Source organism: Catellatospora coxensis (assembly GCF_016862635.1).
In the GTDB taxonomy this organism is placed as follows: Bacteria; Actinomycetota; Actinomycetes; order Mycobacteriales; family Micromonosporaceae; genus Catellatospora; species Catellatospora coxensis.
Window position 1 is genome coordinate 17,633 of sequence record NZ_BONI01000015.1, and the last position, 25,706, is coordinate 43,338.

The 25,706-nt window shown below is 71.9% G+C and carries 23 protein-coding genes; 15 read left to right on the plus strand and 8 right to left on the minus strand.

Annotated features, from left to right (window positions below; genetic code table 11):
* Positions 1 to 31: 31 nt before the first annotated feature.
* The 3 genes from corA to Cco03nite_RS10785 all read right to left on the minus strand — a co-directional run bounded on the left by corA (position 32) and on the right by Cco03nite_RS10785 (position 3,240).
* Positions 32 to 1,096 carry a magnesium/cobalt transporter CorA gene (gene corA / locus Cco03nite_RS10775; RefSeq protein WP_239167294.1) on the minus strand — a complete coding sequence of 355 codons (1,065 nt, stop codon included), beginning with the start codon at positions 1,094 to 1,096 and terminating at the stop codon, positions 32 to 34.
* Positions 1,097 to 1,593: 497 nt separating this feature from the next.
* Positions 1,594 to 2,688 (minus strand): aminotransferase-like domain-containing protein, encoded by a 1,095-nt coding sequence (locus Cco03nite_RS10780; RefSeq protein ID WP_203691842.1) that lies wholly within the window; start codon positions 2,686 to 2,688, stop codon positions 1,594 to 1,596.
* Positions 2,689 to 2,841: 153 nt separating this feature from the next.
* The gene (locus Cco03nite_RS10785; RefSeq protein ID WP_120321578.1) at positions 2,842 to 3,240 is read right to left on the minus strand and encodes a CBS domain-containing protein; all 399 of its coding nucleotides are present in this window, start codon (positions 3,238 to 3,240) and stop codon (positions 2,842 to 2,844) included.
* Between the two features lie 215 nt (positions 3,241 to 3,455).
* On the opposite strand from Cco03nite_RS10785, the gene Cco03nite_RS10790 reads away from it, so the two are divergent.
* From Cco03nite_RS10790 to Cco03nite_RS10800, 3 genes are read left to right on the plus strand one after another with little or no spacing between them, the layout of a single operon-like run.
* Complete coding sequence (locus tag Cco03nite_RS10790) at positions 3,456 to 4,205, plus strand: phosphocholine cytidylyltransferase family protein (RefSeq protein ID WP_203691844.1); 750 nt, start codon at positions 3,456 to 3,458, stop codon at positions 4,203 to 4,205.
* Positions 4,193 to 5,263 carry an iron-containing alcohol dehydrogenase family protein gene (locus Cco03nite_RS10795; RefSeq protein WP_203691846.1) on the plus strand — a complete coding sequence of 357 codons (1,071 nt, stop codon included), beginning with the start codon at positions 4,193 to 4,195 and terminating at the stop codon, positions 5,261 to 5,263. The genes Cco03nite_RS10790 and Cco03nite_RS10795 overlap by 13 nt, the downstream gene beginning before the upstream one ends.
* The gene (locus tag Cco03nite_RS10800) at positions 5,250 to 5,954 is read left to right on the plus strand and encodes a CDP-alcohol phosphatidyltransferase family protein (RefSeq protein WP_203691848.1); all 705 of its coding nucleotides are present in this window, start codon (positions 5,250 to 5,252) and stop codon (positions 5,952 to 5,954) included. Before Cco03nite_RS10795 ends, Cco03nite_RS10800 begins: the two co-directional genes overlap by 14 nt.
* Positions 5,955 to 6,077: 123 nt before the next feature.
* Here Cco03nite_RS10800 and Cco03nite_RS10805 read toward each other — a convergent pair whose 3' ends face one another.
* The gene (locus tag Cco03nite_RS10805; RefSeq protein ID WP_203691850.1) at positions 6,078 to 7,241 is read right to left on the minus strand and encodes a glycosyltransferase family 4 protein; all 1,164 of its coding nucleotides are present in this window, start codon (positions 7,239 to 7,241) and stop codon (positions 6,078 to 6,080) included.
* A 50-nt stretch (positions 7,242 to 7,291) separates the two neighbouring features.
* Here Cco03nite_RS10805 and Cco03nite_RS10810 point away from each other — a divergent pair, with 50 nt between their 5' ends.
* Complete coding sequence (locus Cco03nite_RS10810) at positions 7,292 to 8,146, plus strand: Fpg/Nei family DNA glycosylase (protein ID WP_203691852.1); 855 nt, start codon at positions 7,292 to 7,294, stop codon at positions 8,144 to 8,146.
* A 207-nt stretch (positions 8,147 to 8,353) separates the two neighbouring features.
* The gene (locus tag Cco03nite_RS10815; RefSeq protein ID WP_203691854.1) at positions 8,354 to 9,922 is read left to right on the plus strand and encodes a sugar transferase; all 1,569 of its coding nucleotides are present in this window, start codon (positions 8,354 to 8,356) and stop codon (positions 9,920 to 9,922) included.
* 54 nt (positions 9,923 to 9,976) lie between these two features.
* Here Cco03nite_RS10815 and Cco03nite_RS10820 read toward each other — a convergent pair whose 3' ends face one another.
* Positions 9,977 to 10,534: a Uma2 family endonuclease gene (locus tag Cco03nite_RS10820; protein ID WP_203691856.1), complete on the minus strand. Its 558-nt coding sequence runs from the start codon at positions 10,532 to 10,534 to the stop codon at positions 9,977 to 9,979.
* Between the two features lie 195 nt (positions 10,535 to 10,729).
* Here Cco03nite_RS10820 and Cco03nite_RS10825 point away from each other — a divergent pair, with 195 nt between their 5' ends.
* From Cco03nite_RS10825 to Cco03nite_RS10860, 9 genes are all read left to right on the plus strand, one after another.
* Positions 10,730 to 11,407: a response regulator transcription factor gene (locus tag Cco03nite_RS10825; protein WP_203691858.1), complete on the plus strand. Its 678-nt coding sequence runs from the start codon at positions 10,730 to 10,732 to the stop codon at positions 11,405 to 11,407.
* Positions 11,404 to 12,558 (plus strand): sensor histidine kinase, encoded by a 1,155-nt coding sequence (locus Cco03nite_RS10830; RefSeq protein ID WP_239167284.1) that lies wholly within the window; start codon positions 11,404 to 11,406, stop codon positions 12,556 to 12,558. Before Cco03nite_RS10825 ends, Cco03nite_RS10830 begins: the two co-directional genes overlap by 4 nt.
* Entirely contained in the window at positions 12,521 to 14,314 is a 1,794-nt protein-coding gene (locus Cco03nite_RS10835) for a DUF4153 domain-containing protein (RefSeq protein ID WP_203691860.1), read from the plus strand. The genes Cco03nite_RS10830 and Cco03nite_RS10835 overlap by 38 nt, the downstream gene beginning before the upstream one ends.
* A gap of 66 nt (positions 14,315 to 14,380) precedes the next feature.
* Positions 14,381 to 15,136 (plus strand): ABC transporter ATP-binding protein, encoded by a 756-nt coding sequence (locus Cco03nite_RS10840; protein ID WP_203691862.1) that lies wholly within the window; start codon positions 14,381 to 14,383, stop codon positions 15,134 to 15,136.
* Positions 15,127 to 16,734 carry an ABC transporter permease gene (locus Cco03nite_RS10845; protein WP_203691864.1) on the plus strand — a complete coding sequence of 536 codons (1,608 nt, stop codon included), beginning with the start codon at positions 15,127 to 15,129 and terminating at the stop codon, positions 16,732 to 16,734. Before Cco03nite_RS10840 ends, Cco03nite_RS10845 begins: the two co-directional genes overlap by 10 nt.
* 106 nt (positions 16,735 to 16,840) lie before the next feature.
* A complete protein-coding gene (locus tag Cco03nite_RS42815; RefSeq protein ID WP_269059019.1) occupies positions 16,841 to 16,966 on the plus strand; it encodes a hypothetical protein in 126 nt (41 codons plus the stop codon).
* A gap of 231 nt (positions 16,967 to 17,197) precedes the next feature.
* Positions 17,198 to 19,480 carry a hypothetical protein gene (locus Cco03nite_RS42820; RefSeq protein ID WP_203691866.1) on the plus strand — a complete coding sequence of 761 codons (2,283 nt, stop codon included), beginning with the start codon at positions 17,198 to 17,200 and terminating at the stop codon, positions 19,478 to 19,480.
* A gap of 99 nt (positions 19,481 to 19,579) precedes the next feature.
* Positions 19,580 to 20,863 carry an MFS transporter gene (locus tag Cco03nite_RS10855; RefSeq protein WP_203691868.1) on the plus strand — a complete coding sequence of 428 codons (1,284 nt, stop codon included), beginning with the start codon at positions 19,580 to 19,582 and terminating at the stop codon, positions 20,861 to 20,863.
* Positions 20,864 to 20,934: 71 nt separating this feature from the next.
* Entirely contained in the window at positions 20,935 to 22,740 is a 1,806-nt protein-coding gene (locus tag Cco03nite_RS10860; RefSeq protein ID WP_203691870.1) for an NHL domain-containing thioredoxin family protein, read from the plus strand.
* Here the strand turns inward: Cco03nite_RS10860 and Cco03nite_RS10865 are convergent.
* From Cco03nite_RS10865 to Cco03nite_RS10875, 3 genes are read right to left on the minus strand one after another with little or no spacing between them, the layout of a single operon-like run.
* A complete protein-coding gene (locus Cco03nite_RS10865) occupies positions 22,737 to 23,471 on the minus strand; it encodes a LamB/YcsF family protein (RefSeq protein ID WP_203691872.1) in 735 nt (244 codons plus the stop codon). The two genes, Cco03nite_RS10860 and Cco03nite_RS10865, sit on opposite strands and share 4 nt — an antisense overlap.
* Positions 23,455 to 24,384 carry a 5-oxoprolinase subunit C family protein gene (locus Cco03nite_RS10870; RefSeq protein WP_203691874.1) on the minus strand — a complete coding sequence of 310 codons (930 nt, stop codon included), beginning with the start codon at positions 24,382 to 24,384 and terminating at the stop codon, positions 23,455 to 23,457. The genes Cco03nite_RS10865 and Cco03nite_RS10870 overlap by 17 nt, the downstream gene beginning before the upstream one ends.
* Complete coding sequence (locus Cco03nite_RS10875; protein WP_275412030.1) at positions 24,377 to 24,955, minus strand: 5-oxoprolinase subunit B family protein; 579 nt, start codon at positions 24,953 to 24,955, stop codon at positions 24,377 to 24,379. The genes Cco03nite_RS10870 and Cco03nite_RS10875 overlap by 8 nt, the downstream gene beginning before the upstream one ends.
* A 70-nt stretch (positions 24,956 to 25,025) precedes the next feature.
* Here Cco03nite_RS10875 and trhA point away from each other — a divergent pair, with 70 nt between their 5' ends.
* Positions 25,026 to 25,706: a PAQR family membrane homeostasis protein TrhA gene (trhA, locus tag Cco03nite_RS10880; protein ID WP_203691878.1), complete on the plus strand. Its 681-nt coding sequence runs from the start codon at positions 25,026 to 25,028 to the stop codon at positions 25,704 to 25,706.

Genomic DNA, 25,706 nt, shown 5'->3' on the forward strand with positions numbered 1-25,706 from the left:
ATTCCGTTAAGAAGGTGCCCTTCCTTTGGGTTCAGAGCCAGCCGGAGCGGCGGAGCATGCGGTAGATGGCGAAGGAGAGGCCCAGCATCACGGTCAGGACCATGGGGTAGCCGTATTTCCAGTGGGTCTCGGGCATGAAGTCGAAGTTCATGCCGTAGATGCCGGCGATGGCGGTCCAGACGGCGGCGATACTCGCCCAGGCGGCGACCTTGCGCATGTCGTTGTTCTGGTCGACGGTCACCTGCGCCAGCCGTGCCTGCATGATCGAGATCAGCAGGTCGTCGAAGCCGCCCACCTGATCCACCACACGTGCCAGGTGGTCCTGCACGTCCCGGAAGTACTTGCGCAACTCCTTGGAGATCTCGGGGGTGTCGCCGATCAGCAGCTGCAGCGGCCGCTGCAGGGGCAGCACCGCGCGCTTGAACTCGACCAGTTCCCGCTTGAGCTGGTAGATGCGCTGCATCCGGCCGCTGGAGTCGCGCGCGAAGACGCTCTCCTCGATCAGGTCGACGTCCTGGCTGATGCCGTCGGCGGCCTCCACGAAGAGGTCGACCACGTGGTCGAGCACCCCGTACGCCACCGCCCACGGTCCCTGCTTGAGCAGCTCGGGCCGGGCTTCCAGGTGCTCGCGCACCGGCTTGAGCCGGCAGGCCTCGCCGTGGCGTACGGAGATCACGAAGTCGGGCCCGATGAAGAGCATGATCTGCCCGGTCTCCACCACCTCGGAGTGCTCGGTCAGCTCCTGGTGCTCGACGTAACGCGCGGCGCGCATGACCAGGAAGTGCACGTCCCCGAACTGCTCCAGCTTGGGCCGCTGGCCGGCGCTGATGACGTCCTCCACCGCCAGCTCGTGCAGGTCGAACGCCTCGGCGATGCCGGCCATCTGCTGCTCACCCGGAGCGTGCAGGCCCAGCCAGACGAACGCGCCCCGCTGCCGGCGCGCCTGTGCCAGCGCCGCGCGGTAGTCGCCGGTCGACGGCTGGCGGATGCCGTCGAGGTAGATGGCGCAGTCCACGATCGCGTCGGCGCGCTCACCAGGCTGCGCCGGCACCTGGCCGGCCTCGGCCTCGCCGCTCAGCCCGACCAGCCGGCCCATCGCACGGGCGGGGGCGGTGATGGCGCGGGTCAGGCGATCGCCGCGGACGTACGGATTGGCGGATCGTCGGCCGTTGTCGTCTCGGATGTCGTCAACCACGATCGCCTCCTTCGCCGGGTCGCCGACCGCCGGAGACTCCTCAGACAGGCTACTTGGGCGGCCGGACCGGCACGGACTCCCGTGATCGTGAGTGGACTCGGCGCGGCGGGAGACAAAGAGGCGCCGGGTGGACCACGTGCCGCTATCGGGGGGAATGCGGCTCGGTCCACCCGGCGCCGGAACGCCACCCGGGGTGGGGGGTGGGTGACGCTCCTTTTTCATTGGGGGCGGGGGCAATGCGGGCGGGGGCCCCACGCGCCACGAGGTCTCGATCCTCGGTCGGCGACAGGCGCCCGACGCATTGTGATCCTCGTAACCTCGCGAGGGGAACCCCACCCGTGCCCGATCCGACTGTCAGAAATACGACAGAATAGCCGTCGGATATCCGAACCGGGGGATCAACCGCGAACGGCGTCGATGGCCTCGGCGAGCCGGCGTACACCCTCGTCGATCTGGTCCACGGTGACCGCGCTGAACGCGAGCCGCAGCGCGTTCTCGCCGCCTTCCAGCAGGAAGTCCGAACCCTTCACCACGGCCACGCCGCGCTCGGCGGCGGCCGGCAGCAGCTTGTCGACGTGTACGTCGGCGGGCAGCTCGATCCAGAGGAAGTAGCCGCCGTCGGGCTCGGTGAACGAGACCCCGTCGATCCGCTTGCGCAGCGACTCCGCCAGCACGGTGGCCCGCTCGGCCAGCGCGGCGCTGACCGTGGCCACCGAACGCTCGATGTCGCCGGAGGCGCAGAACTCGTACACGATGCCCTGCGCGACCTGGCCCGCCGAGATGTACAGGTTCGTGGCCTTGCCCGCGATCGCGTCGATCAGGCCCTTGTCACCGACCAGGTAACCGACCCGGACACCCGGGCAGACGGTCTTGGTGAAGGAGCTGGCGTGCACCACGACACCCGCGTTGTCCAGCGACAGCATCGTCGGCAGCGCCTCGCCGCGGAAGCGGATGTCGACGTACGGGTCGTCCTCGAAGATCGTGAAGCCGTACTCCTGCGCCAGCGCGAGCAGCTCGTGCCGCTTGGCCTCGGACAGAGTCACGCCCGCCGGGTTCTGGTAGTTCGGGATGATGTGCGCGAGCTTCGGCCGCACGCCCGACTCCAGCAGCGCGCGCAGCTCCGCGGTGTCGATGCCGTCCGGGTGCAGCGTGACCTGGTGCACGACCGCGCCGAGGTTCTTCAGGTTCAGCAGGGTCCGGTCGTAGGTCGGCTTCTCCACCACGACGTGGTCACCGGGCTGTACGAGGTGATTGAAGAGGAACGCGTCGGCCTGCAGGGACCCGTTGGTGATCAGCACCTGGTCGGCGGACACCCCGTGCTTGGCCGCGATCCACTTGCGGAGCGGGCCGTAGCCGTAGGAGTTGCCGTACGCGGTGAGGCCGGCCGGGTCGTTGGCGAAGGCGCGGACAGCCGCGGCGCTGAGCCCTTCGACATCGACGATGTCGAGGCTCGGAGCGCCCCGGGCGAACGAGATGAGCTGCTCGGCGGTCATGTTGAACAGGTTAGTGCGCCCGAAATGCGAGAACGCTCCACCCGCCCCTTCGTGTCATCCGCCTTGATCACGACGAACCTTGCGGGAACCGGGGCCGAACGCCGGAAACAGGCGTGCGTCACCCGCGGTTCCCCGCAAGATCGTCAAAGGCGGTCAGACGGAGGCGGCGGCCTCGGCGCGGCGCAGCGCCCAGACACGCATCAGGTCGCGCACCGAGATGATGCCGAGCACCTCGTCGCCGTCGAGCACGACCAGGTGGCGGAACCCGCCCCGGGCCATCGCCATGGCGGCCTCTTCAAGGCTCCAGTGCGGCGCGGCGTAGACGACGTCCCAGGTGATGTGGTTGGCGCACTGCTCCACATCCGGGTCGAGGCCCGAGCCGATGGCGTTGAGGACGTCGCGCTCGGTCATGATGCCCAGGCCCTCGCCGTCCGGGTCTATCACGATCGCGGAGCCCACCCGGCGCATCGCCATCAACTGGGCCGCCTGGCGCAATGTGTGCTGCGGACCGACCATCAGGACCGGCTTGCTCATCGCCTCACGAACGTGCATCGCGTGCTGCGCCTGTGCAGCGTTAGCCATATGCAATCACCCCTTCGGAACGCAACCCCATTGAAACGCACCGTACGGACATCTTGGGCGAGGTTGAGGGCAACTCACAAGACTTGTTATAGGTCGCGGCTTGTGCTGGCTCGGCCGCCACGCTCGGGTGCAGTAGCCTTCACCAGCGACGCAACACCTCCATACCCCCCTCGAAGGAGCCACTGATGATCGGGATGGTGCTGGCCGCGGGCGCTGGACGCCGGCTGCGCCCCTACACCGACACGCTGCCCAAGGCCCTGGTGCCGGTGGACGGCGAAACGACGATCTTCGACATCGCGCTGCGCAATCTGGCGAAGGTCGGGCTCACCGAGATCGTGGTCGTGGTGGGCTACCGCGCCGAGGCCGTCGAAGCCCGCCAGGCGGCCCTGGAGGAGAAGTACGGCGTCACCCTCACGCTCGTGCACAACGACAAGGCCGAGGAGTGGAACAACGCGTACTCCCTCTGGCTCGCGCGCGAGCACTTCGCCCGGGGCGTGCTGCTGGTCAACGGCGACACCGTGCACCCGGTCTCGGTCGAGCACACCCTGCTGGCCGCCGCGGAGGCCGCCGAGCACGCCGACGCGGGCATCGTGCTGGCGCTCGACGACCACAAGACGCTCGCCGACGAGGAGATGAAGGCGATCTTCACCGCGGACGGCCGCCTGGAGAAGATCACCAAGCTGATGGACCCGGCCACCGCGCACGGCGAGTACATCGGCGCGACGCTGATCCGCCCCGAGGCCGCCGTGGCGCTGGCCGACGCGCTGCGGACCACCTTCGAGCGGGACCCCAACCTCTACTACGAGGACGGCTACCAGGAGCTGGCGAACCGGGGCGGCGTCATCCGGGGCGCGTCGATCGGGCAGATCGCCTGGGTCGAGGTCGACAACCACGACGACCTGGCCCGCGCGCGGGAGATCGCATGCCACTACTGACCCGTTCGGTGCAGACCCCGCTGAGCATCGACGTCCGGCGGGGCGCCGTCGCGGGCCTGGCCTCGCTGCTGGCCGACCGGCGCATCTCGGCCGGCGGCGACGTCGCGGTCGTGGTCGGCCCCGGCCAGGGCGAGCGGATCGTCGACCTGATCGGCCCCTCGCTGGACCGAGCCGAGTTCATCAACATCGAGGGCGGCACCCTCGAATCGGCGCTCGACCTCGGGCAGCGACTGCGCGGGCGCAACTACGACGCGGTGGTGGGCATCGGCGGCGGCCGGACCATCGACACCACGAAGTACGCGGCCTCGCGGTACGGCATACCGATGGTCAGCGTGGCGACCAGCCTCGCCAACGACGGCATCGCCTCCCCCATCGCCACCCTCGACCACGACGGCGGACGGCCGTCCTACGGCGTGCACATCCCGCTGGCCGTGGTCGTGGACCTCGACTTCGTCGAGGCGGGGCCGGACCGGCAGACCCGCTCCGGCATCGGCGAGACGCTGAGCAACGTCAGCGCCATCGCCGACTGGGAGCTGGCGCACCGGGTACGCGGCGAGCCCGTCGACGGGCTCGCGGTGGCGATGGCCCGCTCCGGAGCCGAGGCGGTGATCAACCACCCGGGCGACGCCACCGACGACGTCTTCGTGACGCTGCTCGCCGAGGCCCTGATCACGACCGGTCTGGCCATGGCCATCTGCGGCACCTCGCGCCCGTCCAGCGGCGGCTGCCACGAGATCTCACACGCGCTGGACATCCTCCGGCCGGGCACCGCGGCGCACGGCGAGCAGTGCGGTGTCGGCGCGCTGTTCTGCACCTACCTGCGGGCGTCCGTGGACAAGGTGCACGAGGCCCGGTTCGCCCAGCTCAGCGCGTGCCTGAAGCGGCACGGGCTGCCGCGTACGCCGGCCGACCTCGGGATCAGCGACGAGGAGTTCGTCGCCGCGGTCGAGTTCGCCCCGCGGACCCGGCCCGACCGGTACACCATCCTCGAACATCTCGACCTCAGCCGCGACGAGCTGGCCGAGCGGGTGGCAGACTACGCGGATGCCGTCCACTGACACGCTGACCACACCCCCGCCCCGGGTCGCCGACTTCTACGCGGTGAACCGGGGCGGCGGACTGTTCTCCGAGGCGTTCAGCCAGCGCCTCGGCGCGGTGTTCGCGCTGGTCGCGGCCCGTACCGGGCTCAAGCCGACCCACCTCACCCTGCTCAACCTGGTCATCGGCATCGCCGTGTCGGTGGTCCTGGTGCTGCGCGCCCAGGACGGCACCGCCGCGATCACCCCGCTGTACGGGCTGCTCGCCCTGGTCGGCTGGCAGGTGGCGTACTCGCTGGACTGCGCCGACGGGCAGCTCGCCCGGGTGACCGACCAGCGCAGCCCGGCCGGTGCCCGGATCGACATCCTGTGCGACGTGGCGTCGCAGATCCTGCTGGTCACCGCCCTGGTGGCGGTGGCCCGGCCGCCGCTGTGGCTGGGCGCGCTGTTCGCCGGCTCCTGGATGGTCAACCTCGTGACCAGCGTGCTCGCCAGCCAGGGCGACGCGAACTCGATGATGACCTCGACATCGCTGCCGGTGCGCATCGTGAAACTCATCCGCGACTACGGCGCGGTCATCTTCGTGGCCGGCCTGGTGCTGACCCTCGCCCCGGCGCTGACGATCTGGTTCGTGGCCGCGTTCACCGTGGTCAACTTCGGCTTCCTCCTGGCCAGCATCACCTTCACGGCTCGTACGGCACTCCGCGGCTGACTCGTTAGAACCATAGTTCTTAGAACCACACCTCTAAGAACCTCAGCCTTGATCGTTCGAGTTGCCTGGCACCTGTGCGTGTCTTGCGCCCGCATTCGCACATGTGCCAGGCAAGTCCGACGATCATGAGCGACGGTGCGCGAGCGACTCGTAGACCGCGAGGAGCTGGCTGGTGACGACGTCGGGGTGGAAGGTGTCGAGGTAGCGGCGGCGGGCCACGTCGGTGAGGGTGGGGGCGGCCTTGAGAGCGTCGGGCAGGGCGGCGGCCCAGTCGTCGACGGTCGGCGGGACCGCGAACCCGGCCGTGTCGATCAGGTACGGGATGCCGCCGAGGTTGGTGCCGAGCACCGGCCGGCCGTTGGCCAGCGCCTCGATGATCGCGGTCGGCAGCACGTCGTGCCAGGTCGACGGCACGGCCACCATCGCCGAGGTACGCAGCGCGGCACGTACCCCCATGCGGTCCATCGGGCCGAGGTATTCGACGTCGGCCCGCTCCGCGGCCACCTGCTCGGCCAGGCCGCGCAGCTCGCCGTCACCGGCGATGCGCAGGCGGCCCAGCGACCCGTCCGGGTGCCGCCGCCACGCGTCGAGCAGCAGGCCGAGCCCCTTCTCGGGGGACAGCCGGGCGGCGAAGAGCAGCCCGTCCCCCGCGGTGATCGGCGGCGGGCCCGGGTCCTCGACCGCGTTCGGCTTGACCGTGATCTGGGCGTCGGTGATGCCGTAGTCGCGCAGGTGCCCGGCGATGGCCTCGGTCAGCGCGATGTACCGGTCCACCGAGCGCCAGGTCGACCGGTGCACCGCCAGCGTGGTCGCCATGATCGCGCTCTGCGCGGTGGAGCCGCGGTAGCACTTGTGCTTGATCGCGGGCAGCGCGAACGCCTTGCCCCGGCACTCGTGGCAGGCGTGGCCGTCGCGGAAGTACAGGCCGGGCGCGCACACCTGGCGGTAGTTGTGCACGGTCTGCACCACCGGCACGCCGTGCGCGTGCGCGGTGCGCACCACCCAGGGCGAGAGCAGCGGGTACGGGTTGTGCAGGTGCAGCACGTCCGGGCGCTCCGCCCGCAGCAGCCGGGCCAGGTCCTTCTGCGCCGCCGGGGCCCAGATCGGGGAGATCGGCAGCAGCGCCTTCTGCGCGGCCGACAGCGACGGGATGTCGTCCGAGCTGCGCAGGAACGGCAGCACGGTGACCCCGGCCGCCTCCAGCTGCGCCATCTCCAGGTCGACGATGATGTTCTCGCCCGAGGGCAGCTCGGAGCGGTACCGATTGTGGGCGACGACGACCTTCAACGGTTTCCTGCTCTCTGCTCGGCTGACCATAGAACGGTAGCGTTAGCCCCGTGCCCGAGTTGCCCGAGGTGGAGGCGCTCGCCGCGTACCTGCGTGAGCGAGCGGTCGGCCGGCGCGTCGAGCGGGTCGACGTGTCTGCGATCAGCGCCCTGAAGACGTTCGACCCGCCCCTGTCCGCGACCCGCGGGCTGACGATCACCGGCGCCGGCCGGCACGGCAAGTTTCTCGACATCGAGCTCGGGGACCTGCACCTGGTGATCCACCTGGCCCGCGCGGGCTGGCTGCACTACCGCGACGCGCTGCCGGACACCCTGCTCAAGCCGGGCAGCGGGCCGATCGCGCTGCGGGTGCGCCTGGACGACGGGTCGGGCTTCGACCTGACCGAGGCCGGCACCCGCAAGAAGCTCTCCGCGTATCTGGTGACCGACGTGAACCAGGTGCCCGGCATCGCCCGGCTCGGGCCGGACGCGCTGGGCCTGGACCTGGCCGGGCTGACCGAGCTGCTGCGCCCCCTCAACTCCCAGATCAAGGGGGTGCTGCGGGACCAGCAGGTGCTCTCGGGGATCGGCAACGCGTACTCCGACGAGATCCTGCACGTGGCGCGGCTGTCGCCGTACGCGCGGGCGGACCGGCTGACGCCCGAGCAGCTGGAGAGCCTGCACAGCGCGATCCAGCAGGTGCTGACGGAGGCGCTGGAGCGCTCGGTCGGACAGAAGGCGGCCACGCTGAAGTCGGAGAAGCGGGCCGGCCTGCGGGTACACGGGCGAACCGGGCAGCCGTGCCCGGTCTGCGGCGATACGGTGCGTGAGGTGTCGTTCGCCGATTCCAGCCTGCAGTACTGCCCTACCTGCCAAACCGGTGGAAAACCGCTCGCAGACCGCCGACTTTCCAAACTCCTGCGCTAGTGTCACGCACAGCCCAGTTCGTATAGTGTCCCGGTCCTGGGGTGTTCGGACGCATCGGCAACACGGTGTCTCCGCTAACCCCGGACAAACCATGCGAGACTGAACGTTGTGGGCGACACCCGTCCTGCCGCACGTTCCGACCGCAGGGCTGCAGCACCTGCCGGCGCCACCGGGCAGGAACGTGACGCACGGGAGGACCCAGGTGAGGTGACGACGAGCCTGAAGCACCCGACCACCGTGCCCAAGCGGTCGAACGTCCCGGATTACGTAGCCGACCGATACGAGTTGCCCCCAGTGCCGAAGACCAACGGCGTCGCCCGCAACGCGTTCGCGCGGGGCACCGCGCGCCGCGCCCGCTGGCACCGGCCGTACATCCTCTGCCTGGTCATCGGTGACCTGCTCTGCGCCATGGCGGCGAGCTGGACCGCGATCTCGCAGTTCTCGATCAACCGGGTCACTTCTGGTTTCGACCAGATCGTGCAGTTCCAGCTGGTCGCGTACGGCATCATGCCGTTGATCTGGTTGCTGCTGCTCTGGGGCAACGGCGCGTACGACCGGCGCGTGATCGGTCTGGGCACCGACGAGTTCAAGCGGGTCTTCCGCGCGACCATCGCGGTCGCGGCGACCGTGTCCTTCCTCGCCTTCGGTTTCCAGAAGGCCGGCCAGGACGAGGGCCTGTCCCGCGGCACCGTCGGCTTCGTGATCATCGCCGCGATGGCGTACATCTTCGGCATGCGCCTGCTGGCCCGCCGCGCGCTGTACGTCGTGCGCCGCCGGGGCAGGCTGGCCACGTACCGGATGCTGCTGATCGGCTCACTGCCGGAGACGCTGTTCGTGTACAAGGTCGTCTCGCGCAACCCGAAGGCCGGGCTGGTGCCCGTTGCCATCCACCTGTCCGAGCACCTGCCGGCCTCGCGCCGCGCGCAGGCCCCGGTGCCGGTGCACTACGGGCGCGACCTCGTCGACCTCGTGCACGAGCTGCGCGCCGACACCATCGCGGTGTGCGGCTCGGCCGGCGCGGAACCCGACGAGCTGCGCCGCCTCGCCTGGCAGCTGGAGGGCACCGGCATCGACCTGGTGGTCGCGCCGCAACTCACCGACATCGCCGGGCCCCGGGTGCACATCCGCCCGATCGAGGGCCTGCCGCTGCTGCACGTCGAGGAGCCGAAGCTCTCCGGCATGGCCTGGCTGGCCAAGAACCTGCTGGATCGGATCGCCGCCTTCTTCGGCCTGGTGCTGCTCGCCCCGCTGCTGCTGGTGATCTCGCTGGCCATCTCGATCACCGATCGCGGCCCGGCGTTCTTCCGGCAGCTGCGGGTCGGCCACGAGGGCCGGGTGTTCAAGGTGTGGAAGTTCCGCACCATGTACACCGACGCCGAGGAGCGCAAGAGCAAGCTCGAAGCCCAGAACGAGGGCGACGGCATGCTCTTCAAGATCCGCGACGATCCGCGGGTCACCCCGGTCGGGCGCTTCCTGCGGGCCAGCTCGATCGACGAGCTGCCCCAGCTGATCAACGTGCTCAAGGGCGAGATGTCGCTGGTCGGGCCGCGTCCGCTGCCCGCTGACGACGGCGACTACCTCGGCGACGTGCGCCGCCGGCTGCTGGTGCGGCCCGGCATGACCGGCCTGTGGCAGGTCTCCGGCCGCTCCGACCTGAGCTGGGACGAGGCGGTCCGGCTGGACCTCTACTACGTCGACAACTGGTCCCTGGCGTACGACCTGAGCATCCTGTGGCGCACCGTCGGTGTCGTGCTCCAGCGCAAGGGCGCGTACTGACGAAGACCTGAGAGACGGCCGGGCAGCCTGCGGGCGGCCTGGCCGTCTCGCTGTTCAGGCGAAGATCTCGGTCAGATCCAGCTGGTACGGGAACGGCGCGGTCCCGCTCATCGAGTCGGTGCGCTTCTCCTCGACGAGGTAGCCACCCGAGCCAGGCTTTGTCAGCACCAGAACCTCCTCCGCCCGAGGGTCAACGATCCAATACTCGATCACCCCGAGCGTGGCGTAGCCGTGGCGCTTGATCACAAGATCGTTGCTCGGGTTGCTGGGGGAAACGACCTCGATCACGAGTTTCGCCGCGGCCGGCGGCAGTGCTGTCACTGTTGTGCCGAGCAGATTCGCGTCGAAGACAACGACGTCGGGAATGAAGTAGGACGTCCCGTCATGCCTCAGCACACCCAGGTTCTCTCCGACCACGATGTTTGGCGGAGCTTGCTTCTCCAATGCGCGGCGTAGCCGGTAAAGCGTGGTGAAGTGCGGCATGGGGGGTGCCGGAGTCACGATCAGGCTCCCGTCAAGGATCTCGTACCGGTAGCCGTCGTCGGGAGTGTCGAGGAGATCCTCGAACTGCCAGGCGCGCAGCGGCTGAGGCCGGAGCAGCGGATGGGTCATCGTTGTCACCCGTCCTCTCTATCGGTGCCTGTGTGACATCTCCAGAGTGCAGCACGAATCTGCGGTGAGGAAGCTTCCCCAGGTCAAATGAGCGACGCTATGCGACCGCGGCGATGCGCTCGAACCGGTCCCGCGCACAAGTCCTTCACAACTGGGACTGAGGTTGAGCACAGGTGGCCGCTACAGTCCCTGGTCATGAGTGAACGTCGGGTCCTGGTGGTGGAGGACGATCCCACCATCGCCGGGTCGGTGATCGCCCGGTTGCGGGCCGAGGGTTTCGCGGTGGCGCACGCCGGGACGGGGCCCGCTGCCGTGGAGGCCGCGGGGCGGCTGAAGCCGGATCTGATCGTGCTGGATCTGATGCTGCCGGGCTTCGACGGGCTGGAGGTCTGCCGCCGGGTGCAGGCGCAGCGGCCGGTGCCGGTGCTCATGCTGACCGCCCGCGACGACGAGAACGACCTGCTGGTCGGGCTGGCCGTGGGCGCGGACGACTACCTCACCAAGCCGTTCTCGATGCGGGTGCTCGCCGCCCGGGTGCACGCGCTGCTGCGCCGGGCCGACCGGTCCACCGCGCCGGACGCGCCGATCAAGCTGGGTCCCCTGGAGATCATCCGTTCCGAGCGCCGGGTGCGCCGGGACGGGGCCGAGGCGCACCTGACCCCGACCGAGTACGACCTGCTGGTGTACCTCGCCGAGCGGCACCGGTCGGTGCTGCCGCGGGAGCGGCTGCTGGCCGAGATCTGGGGCTGGGCCGAGGGCTACGGCACCCGCACGGTCGATTCCCACATCAAGGCGCTGCGCCGCAAGCTGGGTGCCGACCTGATTCGCACGGTGCACGGTGTCGGATACGCCCTGGAAGCCGAAACTCAGTGATCGAACGCGTCCTCGACTGGCTCACCCACCCCATGTACCGGGTGCTGGGTCCGCTGATCGTGCTGTCCAACCGGGTGCTGGACCGACTGCCCCGCCCGCTCGACCCGTTCCGGTCGATCAAGCTGAAGCTGGCCATCCTGCTCGGCATCTCCGGCGCGACCGGCCTGCTGGTGTTCTGGGGCCGGCTCGGGTTCGTCAACTGGCCGGTCGCCATCTCCGCCGCCCTGGTCGGGCTGATCACGCTGCAGGTGCTGGCCCACGGCATGACCAAGCCGCTGCGCGAGATGACCGCGGCGGCGCGGGCGATGGCCCGCGGCGACTACAGCCGCCGGGTGCGCGCCACCAGCCGGGACGAGGTGGGCGAGCTGGCCCGCGCGTTCAACCTGATGGCCGCCGACCTCGCGGCCAGCGACCAGCAGCGGCGTGAGCTGATCGCGAACGTGTCGCACGAGCTGCGTACGCCGATCACCGCGCTGCACGGGGTGCTGGAGAACATCGTCGACGGCATCAGCGAGCCCGACCCGGTCACGCTGCGCACCGCGCTGGCGCAGACCGAGCGGCTGTCCCGCCTGGTGACCGAGCTGCTCGACCTGTCGAAGGTCGACGCGGGCGCGGCGACGCTGCGCCGGGAGCCGATGCCGGTCGCGGAGTTCCTGGCCCGGGTGGTCGAGGAGGCGAGCCTGAACGCCCCGGCGACCCGGTTCCGGCTGCACGACGTCATCCCGCACACGATCAGCGCCGACCCGGCGCGGCTGCACCAGGTCTTCGCGAACCTGCTGGAGAACGCGGCCCGGCACAGCCCGGCCGGCGGGCTGGTCACCGTCAGCGCCCGCCCGACCGGCACGCAGACCGTCTTCGAGGTGCTCGACCAGGGGGTGGGCATCGCGCCCGCCCTCCGGGAACGGGTCTTCGAGCGTTTCACCCGGGGCAAGAGCGCCGAGTCGTCCGACGGCGGCACCGGACTCGGCCTCGCCATCGCCCGCTGGGCGGTGGAGCTGCACCACGGCACGATCGCGATCGTCGACCCGCCCGGCGGGACCGGCTGCCGCGTACGCATCACCCTGCCCCAGAAGTCCATACCTCATCAGTCGCCCGCAGAAGTCGGAGCCAACGATGTCAGACACCTCTCCGGACACCCCAGCGCAGCCTGACGGCTCATCGCCGCCCGAGTCGTCGCCACCGGCCGCGGAGGCGAGCCCGTCCGCGAGTTCGGACGCGCAGGTCACGGCGACCGAGCAGGCACCGGCTGCCGAAACGTGGACTGCACCGGACCCCGCCCCGGCGACGGCCGCGGAGAGCACCGCCGCTCCGGCCAAGGCCGCCACCCCGGCCCCAGCAGCTGCGGCGGCGACCGCGGTGCCCCCGCAGACGTACCCGGCCGAGATGGCGCGGTTCTCGCCGCTGCCGCCGCCACCGCCCGGCTTCCTGCAGGCCCGCTGGCAGGGTCCGGACTACGCCGGCGGCCCTGCCGCCTGGATCGCTGCGCTGGTCGGCGGCCTGGCCACCGCCATCGCGCTGCCACTGAGTCGCCCCGGCATCGGCTGGCTGCTGGTGGGTCTGGTCATGACGGGCGCGGTCTGGCACGCGGCGCGGTTCGGCCCGAAGCCTGACACGGCGCTGGAGCGCTGGATCCGGGTCGGCTGGGCGGTGCTCGCCGTGGCGCTGCTGTCCGTCGGCACCTTCCGCAACCTGGGCTGGATCTTCGTCTTCTGCGTGCTCGGCGCGATCGCCTGCGGTTCGCTGGCGGTGGCGGGCGGGCACTCGGTGCGAGCCGTCGTCGTCGGCGCGATGGCCGTGCCGCTGGCGTTCTTCCGGGCCATCCCGTGGCTGGGCCGGGGCGCTCGCGCCTGGCAGCAGACGCGGGAGAGGAGCGGCACCGCGGGCCGCGTGGTGCTGTCGCTGATCGTGACGTTCGTGCTGCTGGTCGTCTTCGGCGCGCTGTTCGCCTCGGCTGACGCCGCGTTCGCGACCCTGCTGGGCGACATCCTGCCCGAGCTCAACGCCCGCGCGATCTTCCGTGGCGTGCTGTACACGCTGATCGGCGGCCTGATCACCGCCGGTGCGATCTTCACGGTGCTGGCCCCGCCGGACCTGTCCGGGCTGGAGCGGCCCGCGGCGCGGCGCATCGGCCGCATCGAGGTGGCGCTGCCGCTGGGCGGCCTGGTGCTGCTGTTCGGCGCGTTCGTCGTGGTGCAGCTGCGCTTCTTCTTCGGCGACAAGGCCTACATCCAGAAGACCAGCGGGCTGACCTTCTCGGAGTACGCGGTGCAGGGCTTCAACCAGCTGCTCGTGGTGACCCTGCTGACCCTGATCGTCATCGGGCTGGTGTCACGCTGGGCGGTGAAGGAGACCCGGCAGGACCGGATCCTGCTGCGTACCCTGCTCGGCGCGCTCGTGCTGCTGAGCATGGTGATCGTCGGCTCCGCGGCCTGGCGCATGTGGCTCTACCAGAACACCTACGGCTGGACCCGGGAGCGGCTGTTCTTCGGCTCGGTCGAGCTCTACCTGGGCGGCGTGTTCATCCTGATCGCGCTGGCCGGGTGGAAGCTGCGGGCCGCCTGGTTCCCGCGGGCTGCGGTGGCCGGCTTCGCCGGGCTGCTGCTGTTCCTGGGTGCCGCGAACCCCGAGCACTTCATCGCCGAGCAGAACGTCGAGCGCTTCCAGAAGCTCGACTTCTGGTACCTGCGGGCGCTCGGCCCGGACGCGGTACCCGCTCTCGCGGAGCTGCCGGAGCCCTACCGCAGCTGCGCGCTGAGCTGGGTGATCCGCGACCTGAAGGCCGACCCGGATCAGTGGTACTCGTGGAACCTCGGCCGCGCCCAGGCCGCCGAGCAGCTGAAGGACATGTACATCCTGCCCGCCCGCCAGTCCTGCAACGAGTCCGACCGGCTCAACGCGAGCAAGTGATCCACGCCTGCCCGTCGCCTCTCGCGAGGGGCGACGGGCAGGCACCGCGCGTCTACAGTCGGACGCGTGATCGAGGACAGCGCGTTCGCCCTGCAGGGGCTCGTCAAGAGGTTCGACACCAAGGTCGCCGTGGACGGCGTGGACCTCGCCGTGCCGGCGGGCTCGTTCTTCGGCCTGCTCGGGCCGAACGGAGCCGGTAAGACCACCACCCTGTCCATGGCCGTCGGCCTGCTGCGGCCGGACGCCGGGCGGGCGCTGGTGCTCGGTCACGACGTGTGGCAGGACCCGGTCCGGGCCAAGTCGCTGATCGGCGTGATGCCCGACGGCGTACGCCTCTTCGACCGGCTCGACGGCACCGAGCTGCTCACGTACCAGGGCCTGCTGCGTGGCATGGCGCCCGACGTCATCGACGCCCGGGTCACCGAGCTGCTGGACGTGCTGGCGCTGACCGATGCCGGGCGCACCCTGGTCATCGACTACTCGGCCGGCATGAAGAAGAAGATCGCGCTGGCCTGCGCGCTGCTGCACGCGCCCCGGCTGCTGGTGCTCGACGAACCGTTCGAAGCCGTCGACCCGGTCAGCGGCGCGGCCATCCGCGACATCCTCACCCGCTACGTCGCCGGCGGCGGCACCGTCATCTTCTCCAGCCACGTCCTGGAGGTGGTGGAGCGGCTGTGCACCCACGTCGCGATCATGGCGAACGGCCGGATCAGCACCGTCGGCACCCTCGACGCGGTACGCGACGGGCGCTCCCTGGAGGAGGCGTTCGTCGCGGTGGTCGGCGGGCGCACCTCGACCGGCTCGGAGCTGTCATGGCTCTGACCTTCGCCCGCCTGAAGCTGCGGGTGCTGCGCAACGGCTTCCGCGGCCGCCCCGGCAAGATCGCGCTGTTCGTGATCGGCCTGCTCTGCGCGCTGGGCTACGGATCGATGGCGGCGCTGTTCTTCCTGGTCCCGTACCTGCCCGACGGGCCGGACTGGGCAGCGGTGATCCCCGCGTTCGGCGGGACCGCGCTGGTGCTCGGCTGGATCCTGATGCCGCTGGTCTGGTTCGGCGTCGACGAGACCCTGGAACCCGGCCGCTTCGCAATGCTGCCGCTGCCCCGGACCGTGCTGCTGCGCGGGCTGCTGATCGCGGCGCTGCTGGGGGTGCCCGCGTTCGGCACCCTGCTGGCGACCTCCGGCCTGGCCATCGGCGCGGGCATCGCCGGGGGCCCGCTGCCGGCCGTGGTCGCCGCCGTCGGCGTGCTGCTCGGGCTGCTGCTGTGTGTGGTGGTGAGCCGGGCCGTGACCAGCGGGTTCTCCCGTGCGCTGCGGTCGCGACGGACCCGCGACCTGGCCGCGGTGGTGCTCGCGGTGCTCGCCGCGTCGCTGGGACCGCTGCAGTTCCTGCTCACCTCGGGGGCGCAGCAGGTCGGCACGCAGCGCCTGGCCGCCCTCGCCGACGTGCTCGGCTGGACCCCGCTGGCGGCACCGTACGTGGTGGGCCTCGACGCGGTGCAGGGGCGCTGGGCGGCGGTCGCCGTGCGGCTGGCCGTCACCGTGGTGACGATCCTGCTGCTGGCGTGGTGGTGGTCGCGGTCGCTGGAGTCGGCGATGGTCGGCACGGCCGGGGGTGGCGAGGTCCGGGTGCGGGCGGCCACCGGCGCCCCGGTCGCCCGGTTCTTCGGGCGGGCCCGGCAGCCGCGCACCGCGTACGGCGCGATGGTGGTCCGTGAGCTGCGCTACTGGGTGCGCGACGTGCGGCGGCGGGCCAGCCTGATCACGTTCGCGGTGATCGGGGTGTTCCTGCCGGTGGTCATGAACCTCGGCCCGGGCGCCGGCGGCAACGCCGTCGCGCAGGGTGTGAACGGCGGCTCCATGGTGCTGGTCGGCGCGCTGGCCGGGCTCGGCATCGCGAACCAGTTCGGCTACGACGGCACGGCGTACGCGATGCACGTGGTGTCCGGGGTGCCGGGCCGGCTGGAGCTGCGGGCCAGGACGGTGGCGTACTCCTGGTACATCGTGCCGCTGCTGCTCGGCCTCGCCGTGCTCAACGCGGTGCTGCGCGGGGACCTGCTGCTGCTCCCGGTCATGGTCGGCACCCTGTTCGCCGCGTACGGCACCGGGCTGGCCTGCGCGATGCACGTGTCGGTGTGGGCGGCGTACTCCCTGCCGGAGAACCAGAACCCGTTCGCGATCAACACGGGCACCGGCGTGGCGAAGAGTTTCCTGGCCATGGCGGCGTGGCTCGCGGGCATGGTGCTGGCGCTGCCGGTGCTGCTGCTGGTGCTGCTCGGCGGGTCGGTCGGGGCGGTGCTCGCGCTGCCGGTCGGGCTGGCGTACGCGGCCGGCGCGATCTGGCTCGGCCTGCTCACCGCCGGTGACATCCTCGACCACCGGCAACCCGAGCTGCTGGCGGCGATCACCCCGCGAACATGAGGTGTTCACCTACGAATCGTCGGCTGGTGGCGCAGCTCACCGAATAATCGTTGGAGTTAGCAGGGCTCCATACGATGTAATAGTTGGTATGAGCATCATGAAGAAGATGCGGACGCGGAGCCGCAGCGCCGAGCAGATCCACCTCGAGCGCACCCACGCCGAGCGCGCGCAGCGTCGCCGCGCCGCGGAACTCGGTGACCCCATGGCAGCCGTGTTCGTCCGCCTGCACTGAAACTTTTCTCCTCCTCCAAGAGCGTTGCGGCCCCTGTCGCGCCATCCGGCGACAGGGGCCGCAATGTGTTCCCGGCCGTGACTGGCCAAGCGATGTGAACCCACCTCCCGTATTCCGGTCGCGCGGGAGTACCGGTACGGTGGGCACGGCCGCCACCCCTCGGCTCATGACCCCTGCGTTGTTTCCGCGCGGCGTCTCCAGGGCTGGCGAGAGAGAAGGAGGCGTGCGCGTATGACGTCCGAGGCACCGCAGCAGCCCGGCTGGCCGCCGGCTGACGCAGCCGAGCGCAAGAGCGGATTCGGCCTGTTCGAGGCGCCGCCGGCACCCGACGAGTTCCCGGTGTTCACCCCGTACGGCAGCGCGCCGGAGGAGTCGTTCCCGCCGGACTCGGTCGCCGACCAGGCCCCGCCCGCGTTCAGCGGCTTCCCGGCCGAGCCCGCGGCCGCCGCGCCGGCCGGCGACGGAGCGCCGTACGTGCCGGCCCCGGCCGTCGTGCCGATCCCCGGCGTACGCCACGAGATGTCGTCGTCGTTCGCGGCGCACGAGCCCTTCGTCACCTCGACGCCCCCCGCGGAACCCGACTGGTCGACGCCGCAGGCGCAGCCGGAGTGGGCCGCGGCGCAGGACTGGTCCACGCCCGCCGCCGAGCAGCCGTGGCAGGCCGAGCCCGCCCCCGCCGAGCAGCCCTGGCAGTCGGCCGCCGCCGCGCCCGCCGCTGAGCCGGCCTGGCCCGACTACTCCGACTTCAGCAAGCCGCAGGAGCAGCCGCCGGCCGCGCCCGCCTTCGAACCGGCCCCGGCCGAGCCCGCCACCGCGTCGGGCTCCTGGGCCGCGTTCGCCGCGGGCGAGTCGCCCAAGCCCAGCGCACCGGCCGGCCCGTGGACCCCGCCGCCCGCAGTCGCCGCGCTGATGGACCCCGAGCCGGAGGCCCCGGCGGCACCGGCCTACGAGCCGCCGCCCGCGTACGAGCCGGCCCCGCCGCCGTACGAGCCCGCGCCGTACACGCCGACCTCGTCGTACGAGCCCGCGCCGTCGCCGTCGTACGAACCGGCTTCGTCCTACGAGCCGTCGCCGTCGTACGAGCCGTCGCCGTCGCACGAGTCCGCCTCGTCTTACGAGCCCGCGCCGTCGCCGTCGTACGAGCCTGCCTCGTCCTACGAGCCCGCGCCGTCGCCGTCGTACGAGCCTGCCTCGTCCTACGAGCCCGCGCCGTCGCCGTCGTACGAACCGGCTTCGTCCTACGAACCCGCGCCGTCGTACGAACCCGCGTCGTCCTACGAGCCCGCACCGTCGTACGAGCCCGCACCGGCGGCTCCCGCGTACGAGCCCGTCGCGGCCGCTGCCCCGGTGAGCCCGCCGCCGAGCGCCGGTCCGGTCAGCTCGCCGCCCGCGCCGACGACGCCGGTCAGCACGCCGCCCGCCATCCCGGTCACGCCGCCGCCGTCGGTCGCGCGCGCCTCGGCCGGGGTCGCCTCGGTCTCGGTGCCGACCGCGAGCCGGGTGAGCCCCGCCGAGGACGTTTCCGCCGCGATGCCCAAGCCCCAGGGCCGGGTGTACGGCTCTGCCGCCGTGTCCGCGCCCGCCGAGGAGGCTCCGGCCGCCGCGCCGGTGTCACCGCCTCCCCCGCCGCCGGCGCAGCCCGCAGCCGGACCCGCGCGGGCCACCGCCAGGGTGACCGTGCCCAGTGCCCAGCCCGTTCCGGCCGAGCAGCAGGCCGCCCCGCCGATCGCCCGCTCGTCCACGGTGTACGGTGCGCCGGCCCGCCCGGCCGAGCAGCCCGCTCCGCCCGCTCCCGAGCAGGCCGCGCCGCAGGGTGGCGCTTCCCCGCTGGCCCAGCGCCAGCCCCGCCAGCACGCGTTCGGTGACCTGCTCCAGCCCGCCGGAGCTCCTCCGGCGGCCGCTGCGGCGCCCCCGGCCGCCCCGCCTGCTCCGGCCGGCCCGCCGCCCTCGGTGTACGGCAACCCGCCCTCGACCCCGCCCGGCCCGCCGCAGCGTGCCCCGATGCAGCCGCCGGCCCGGCCGGCCGGTCCCCCGCCCGGTGCGGGCATCGTGCCCGGGCAGCGCCCGCCGATGGACTCGCCGCCGCCGCTGGCGCAGGACCAGTCGAAGTTCGACAAGTTCAAGCCCGAGGAGACCGGCACCGGCGCCCTGGAGATCAAGCCGGTCCGCACCGGCCGCGTGATCGTCATGGTGGTGGTCGGCTGCGCACTGCTGCTGGCGCTCGCCTTCGGTGTCCTGATCGGCGCGCAGAAGCTGCTCGGCGGCGAGGACCCGGCTCCGGCGTTCGGGGTCGGCGACTGCCTCAAGCAGTCGGGCGACGTGGCCGTCGCGGCCGCGTGCACGGAGCCGCAGACGTACAAGGTCGTCTCGGTCGCCGGCAGCAAGGACGAGTGCGACAAGACGCAGCCGCACGTCACCGTCGACAGCAAGGTGCTGTGCCTGGCGCCGAACTCCGCCGAGGGCGGCCAGCCGTCCACGGCTCCGTCGGAGCCCGCGGCCACGCCGACCCCGTGACGACGGCGTACCCGTAACGAGCGAAAGGCCCTGTGGCACTGACCACAGGGCCTTCTATTTCGTTCGCCCGGCGTCACACCCGCACAGCACACTGGCCGCATGTTGCGCGACGCCCTGCCCGCGAGGCCCGAAGCACGCCGGATGCTCGTCGGCACCCTCTTCTCCGCGCTGGGCCGAGGGCTGACGCTGCCGTTCCTGTTCATCTACCTGACCGAGGTGCGGCACCTCTCCGGCACCACGGTCGGCCTGCTCATCGGCTGGTTCGGCCTGCTCACCCTCGCGGTCGCGCCGCTGTCGGGCTCGCTGATCGACCGGTTCGGCGCGCGCCGGGTGGTCATGCCCGCGCTGCTCATCGAGGCGGTCGGCGTCGGCTCGCTGGCCCTGGTCGGCACCACCTGGCAGGCGGCGGTGGCGCTGACGCTGAGCGGCCTGGGCGCGTCGACGATCTGGGCCGGCATGAACACGGTCTTCACCTCGATCACCGGCGAGCAGGAGCGGCAGCGGGTCTTCGGCCTCCAGTTCGCCCTGCTCAACCTGGGCATCGGCATCGGCTCGGCGACCGCGGGCAGCATCGTGGACACCGCCCGGCCGGGCACCTTCCAGCTGATCTACGTGCTCGACATGTTCTGCTACGCGGGGCCGTTCCTGATCCTGCTGTCCATGCCGAAGGTGGGCCGGCGGCTGGTCGAGACGCCGACCGTGACCGAGAGCGGCCGCAAGCGGGGATACGCCGAGGTGCTGCGGCACAAGCCCTTCCGCCGCCTGATGATCTTCAGTGTGCTGCTGACCGTGTCCGGCTACGCCCAGCTGGAGGTCGGCTTCACCGGCTTCGCGACCAAGATCGCGGGGGTCACCCCGCAGATCATCGGGTACTCGTTCACCGCCAACACGGTCGTCATCGTGCTGGCGCAGCTGCTGGTCATCAAGAAGCTGCAGGGCCGCAGCCGCAGCCGGGCGCTGGCCGCGGTCGGCGGCGTGTTCGGCACGGCGTGGCTGGTGCTCGGCCTGGCCGGCTACATCGACGGCAGCAACGTGGTCCTCAGCGCCGCGATCGTGATCCTGTTCGGCGCGATCTTCGCGGTCGGCGAGACGATGCTCTCCCCGGTGAGCCCCGCCCTGGTCAACGTGCTCGCCACGGACGAGCTGCGCGGCCGCTACAACGCGCTCTCCTCGATGGTGTGGGGCATGTCCGCGATCGTCGCCCCGGTCAGCGCCGGGCCGCTGCTCGGTGCAGGGCTCGGCGGCGTGTGGATCGTCCTGGTCGCCGCGGGCACGATCGCCGCGTCGCTGGTGGCCCTGTCGCTGCACAAGCTGATCACGCCGGAGCAGGACGGCCGGACCGCCACCACCGCGCCGGGCGTGCTGGAGCCCGCTCCGGCCTGACCGCGCGGCGGTAGGGCACGTCACCACCCCGCCCCTGCGTCGGCCGCCCCATGATCGGGCAGAATGGCGGTATGCGGGTACGGGCGCCGGAGCTGCGCGGACGAGGCTGGTTGAACACCGGCGGCAAGGACCTCAAGCTGGCCGACCTGCGCGGCCGCATCGTGATCCTGGACTTCTGGACCTTCTGCTGCATCAACTGCCTGCACGTGCTCGACGAGCTGCGCCCGCTCGAGGAGAAGTACGCCGACGTGCTGGTGATCATCGGGGTGCACTCGCCGAAGTTCGAGCACGAGCGGGACGCGGACGCGCTGGCCGCCGCGGTGGAGCGGTACGGCGTGGACCACCCGGTGCTCGACGACCCGGACATGGACATGTGGCAGCAGTACGCCGCCAAGGCCTGGCCGACGCTCTCGGTGATCGACCCCGAGGGTTACGTGGTGGCGAACATGGCCGGCGAGGGCCACGCCGAAGGGCTGCGCCGCCTGCTGGACGAGCTGATCGCCGTACACGAGGCGAAGGGCACGCTGCACCGCGGCGACGGCCCGTTCGTGCCCCCGCCGCCCAGCGACACCCTGCTGCGCTTCCCGGGCAAGGCGCTGCCGCTGCCCGACGGCACCGTGCTCGTCTCCGACTCGGCCCGGCACAGCCTCGCCGTCCTCGACCAGGACCTGTCGGCGGTGCTGCGCCGCGTCGGCACGGGCGGGCGCGGGCGTGCCGACGGCGGCCCGGCCGAGGCGAGCTTCTCCGAGCCGCAGGGCCTGTGCCTGCTGCCCGCCGACATCGCGGCGCGCGTCGGCTACGACGTCGTCGTCGCGGACACGGTGAACCACCTGCTGCGTGGCGTACGCCTGAGCGACCTGGCCGTGACGACCGTGGCCGGCACCGGTCGGCAGTGGCGCTCCAGCCTGGACGACCACGCCCACGACGCCCGGTCCATGGACCTGTCGTCGCCGTGGGACGTCGCCTGGTACGACGGCAAGGTGATCGTCGCCATGGCGGGCACGCACACGCTGTGGTGGTTCGACCCGGTGAAGCGGACCGTCGGCCTGTACGCGGGCACCACCGTCGAGGCGCTGCGCGACGGCGCGCTGGACCAGGTGTGGATGGCCCAGCCGTCCGGCCTGTCCACCTCGCCCGACGGCCGCAGGCTGTGGCTGGCCGACTCGGAGACCAGCGCGCTGCGCTGGATCGAGGACGGGCAGCTGCACACCGCCGTCGGGCAGGGCCTGTTCGACTTCGGGCACGTGGACGGACCGGCCGACCAGGCACTGCTGCAGCACCCGCTCGGCGTGTGCGCGCTGCCCGACGGCTCGGTGCTGATCGCGGACACGTACAACGGCGCGGTCCGGCGCTGGCAGGACGGCACGGTGTCCACCGTCGACAGCGGCCTGGCCGAGCCCAGCGACGTCGTGCTCGACGCGGCCGGCAACGTGATCGTGGTCGAGTCGGCCGCGCACCGGCTGGTCCGGCTCGCCCCCGCGGCGGCCGGCGTGGTCGACGGCGGGCGGCACAAGGTCGAGCGGCCGCCGTCGCCGCTGGCCCCGGGCACGGTCACGCTGGACGTCATCTTCACCCCCGCGCCGGGCCAGAAGCTGGACCGCAGCTTCGGCGACCCGACCAGGCTGGAGGTGTCCGCCTCCCCCGCCGAGCTGCTGCTGGAGGGCGCCGGGGTGACCACCGACCTGTCCCGCAAGCTGGTCCTCAACCCGGCCGTGCCGCAGGGCGTGCTCCAGGTCGTGGCCCAGGCCGCGACCTGCGACGCCGACGCCGAGTTCCCGGCCTGCCACCTCACCCGCCAGGACTGGGGCGTCCCCGTCGTCATCACCCCCGACGCCCCCGACCGCCTCCCCCTGATCCTCCGCGGCCTCGACGCCTAGGGCAGGAAGGGCCGGAGGCGCACGTCTGCGTATTGGAGGGCCTCGCGGACGGCGCGGGCCAGGGCGACCGCGCCGGGGGTGTCGCCGTGCAGGCAGATGGAGTCGACGGCGTGCGGGAGCACGGTGCCGTCGAGGGCGATGACCCGCTGGTCGACCGCCATCAGCAGGGCGCGGGCCACCACCTCCTCCTGGTCGGTGATGACCGCGCCGGGCTTGCTGCGCGGGAGCAGGGTGCCGTCGGCCCGGTAGGCGCGGTCGGCGAAGCCCTCCGCGTACACCGGCACGACCGCGTCCCCGGCCGCGGTGGCCAGCGGCGAGCCGGGCGCGCACAGCACCGGCAGGCCGGTCGCCTGCGCGGCCTCGACGATCGCGTCGATGTGCGCGGTCGCGTGGTAGAGCGCGCCGTGGGGTTTGAGGTAACGCACCCGGGCGCCCTCGGCCGCGGCCAGCGCCTGCAGCGCCCCGACCTGGTAGATGATCTCGTCGCGGAGCTGGTCGAGGTCGTACTCGATGAATCTGCGGCCGAAGCCGGCCAGGTCGCGGTAGCCGACCTGCGCGCCCACCGCGACGCCCTGCCGGGCGGCCAGCTGGCAGGTGCGGCGCATGGTCGCCGCGTCCCCGGCGTGGAAGCCGCAGGCGACGTTGGCACTGGTCACCAGGTCGAGCAGGGCCTCGTCGTCACCGAGTTCCCAGCGGCCGAAACCCTCACCGAGATCAGCGTTGAGATCCATAGAGGAACACAGTAGTGCCTGGACGCGCCTGCGCGAGCAGCCCGAGATCGGCGGGGTGCACCACCCCGACGACCGGGTAGCCGCCGGTGGTCGGGTGGTCGGCGAGGAACACCAGCGGCCGGCCGTCGCCGGGCACCTGGATCGCCCCGGCGAGCAGCCCTTCGCTGGGCAGTTCCCCGGTCACCGCCCGGGTCAGCGGCGGCCCGTCCAGCCGCACCCCGATCCGGTCACCCTGGCCCACCGTGTACCCGTTGCGCAGCAGCTCACCAGGGTCGGCGAACCAGTCGTCACGTGGCCCGAGCCGCACCCGCAACCGGATCTCGTCCGCGGGCGCGGACACCGGCACGAAGTCGACCGCGAGCGGTCCCGCGCCGCCGGCCACGGCCGAGCCCGGTGCGCCACGCCCTGCTGCCTGGCCGGACGGCACACCGGCCGGCGCTCGCTCGACGCCGGGGCCCGCCTGGCCGACGGGAAGCGTCTGGCCCGCGTGCAGCGGTTCGGGGCCGATGCCGGAAAGCGTGTCGGTGCTGCGCGAGCCGAGCACCCCCGGAACCGCGATGCCGCCCGACACGGCGAGGTAACTGCGGATACCGTGACGCGGCGGTCCGATCTCGACGCACGAGCCTGCGGACAGCCCGAAGGCGACCCCGTAGGGCGTCGGGCGGCCGTCGACCGTCACCGGGGCGGGCGCGCCGGTAAGCGCGCACCAGACGGACACGTGCGCCCGCAGGACCCCGCCGCCGTAGGTGAATTCGATCCCGGCGCAGCTCTCGGGATTGCCGACGAGCCGGTTGGCCAGCCGCAGCGCCGCCGGGTCGAGCGCGCCTGACCGGGACACCCCGAGTTCGGCGTAGCCGGCCCGGCCCAGGTCCTGCACCGTGGCCAGCGGACCTGGCCTCAGCACCTCAAGCATCGACGAACCTCACCAGGGTGCCCGGCGTGAGCAGCGCGGGCGGATCGCGGTCGAGGTCGAACAGGACCAGCTCGGTGCGGCCGACCAGCTGCCAGCCGCCGGGCGAGCTGCGCGGATAGATTCCGGCGTACGGCCCCGCGAGCGCCACCGATCCGGCCGGCACCCGGGCCCGCGGGCTGGCCAGCCGGGGCAGCCACCGGCACTCCGGCAGCCCGGTCAGATAGCCGAACCCGGGCGCGAACCCGCAGAACGCGACCGTGAACCCGGTCTCCCGGAGCACCTGCGCCGGGTCGGCCCGCCACGCCGCTGCCACGGTGTCGCGGTCGGGCCCGTCCCAGTGCACCGGCACGTCCACCCGGGACGGTGGCGGGGGCGGTGCGGCCTCGGGTGCGAGATCCGTCCAGCGCGGCTCGCCCCGCACCCCGCGCAGCAGCACGGTGCGCGCCGCGGGCACGATCTCCTCGCAGGTCAGCTCGCCGCGCTCGCGGGCGGCGCGCAGCGCGCGGAACCACGCCGCCGGGTCGTCGACCTCCAGCAGCAGCGAGTCCCAGCCGTACTTCCTGACCAGCACGACGCAGATGTTACCGGCCTCACCCGCTTGGGCTACGCGCCAGTAACCTACGGTGCCGTAGCCTAGGGGCATGACCGACACGGCCGCCCCGCGACGTCTGCGCCCCGTCGACATCGGCAAGCCCCGGATGCGCGGCTGGCTGCACGCGTACGCCTTCTTCGTCGCCCTGGTCTGCGGCGTCGTGCTGGTGTCCATCGCCGCGTTCCGGCCCGGCGGCACACCCGTGACCAGCGTGGCGGTCTACAGCCTCACCGTGTGCGGGCTGTTCGGCGTCAGCGGGCTCTACCACCGGCGGGTCTGGAGCGAGCGCGGCTACCAGCTCATGCGGCGGCTCGACCACGCCATGATCTTCGTCTTCATCGCGGGCACGTACACCCCGTTCTGCCTGCTCCTGCTGCCGTCCGGGAAGGCCGCGCTGCTGCTGGCACTGGTCTGGGCGGGCGCGCTGGGCGGGGCGGCCATGTCGCTGATCTGGCCGCACGCGCCGCGCTGGGTCTCCGCCCCGCTCTACCTCGCCCTGGGCTGGGTCGCCGTCGCCGTGCTGCCCGACATCCTGCGCAACGGCGGCGTCACCGCCCTGGTCCTCCTGCTGGTCGGCGGCCTGGCCTACAGCGTCGGCGCGGTCTTCTACGCGCTGCGCCGCCCCAACCCGTGGCCCGAGGTCTTCGGCCACCACGAGTTCTTCCACGCCTGCACCCTGCTGGCCGCCATCTCCCACCACATCGCCATCTACTTCGCCCTCTTCGCCTGA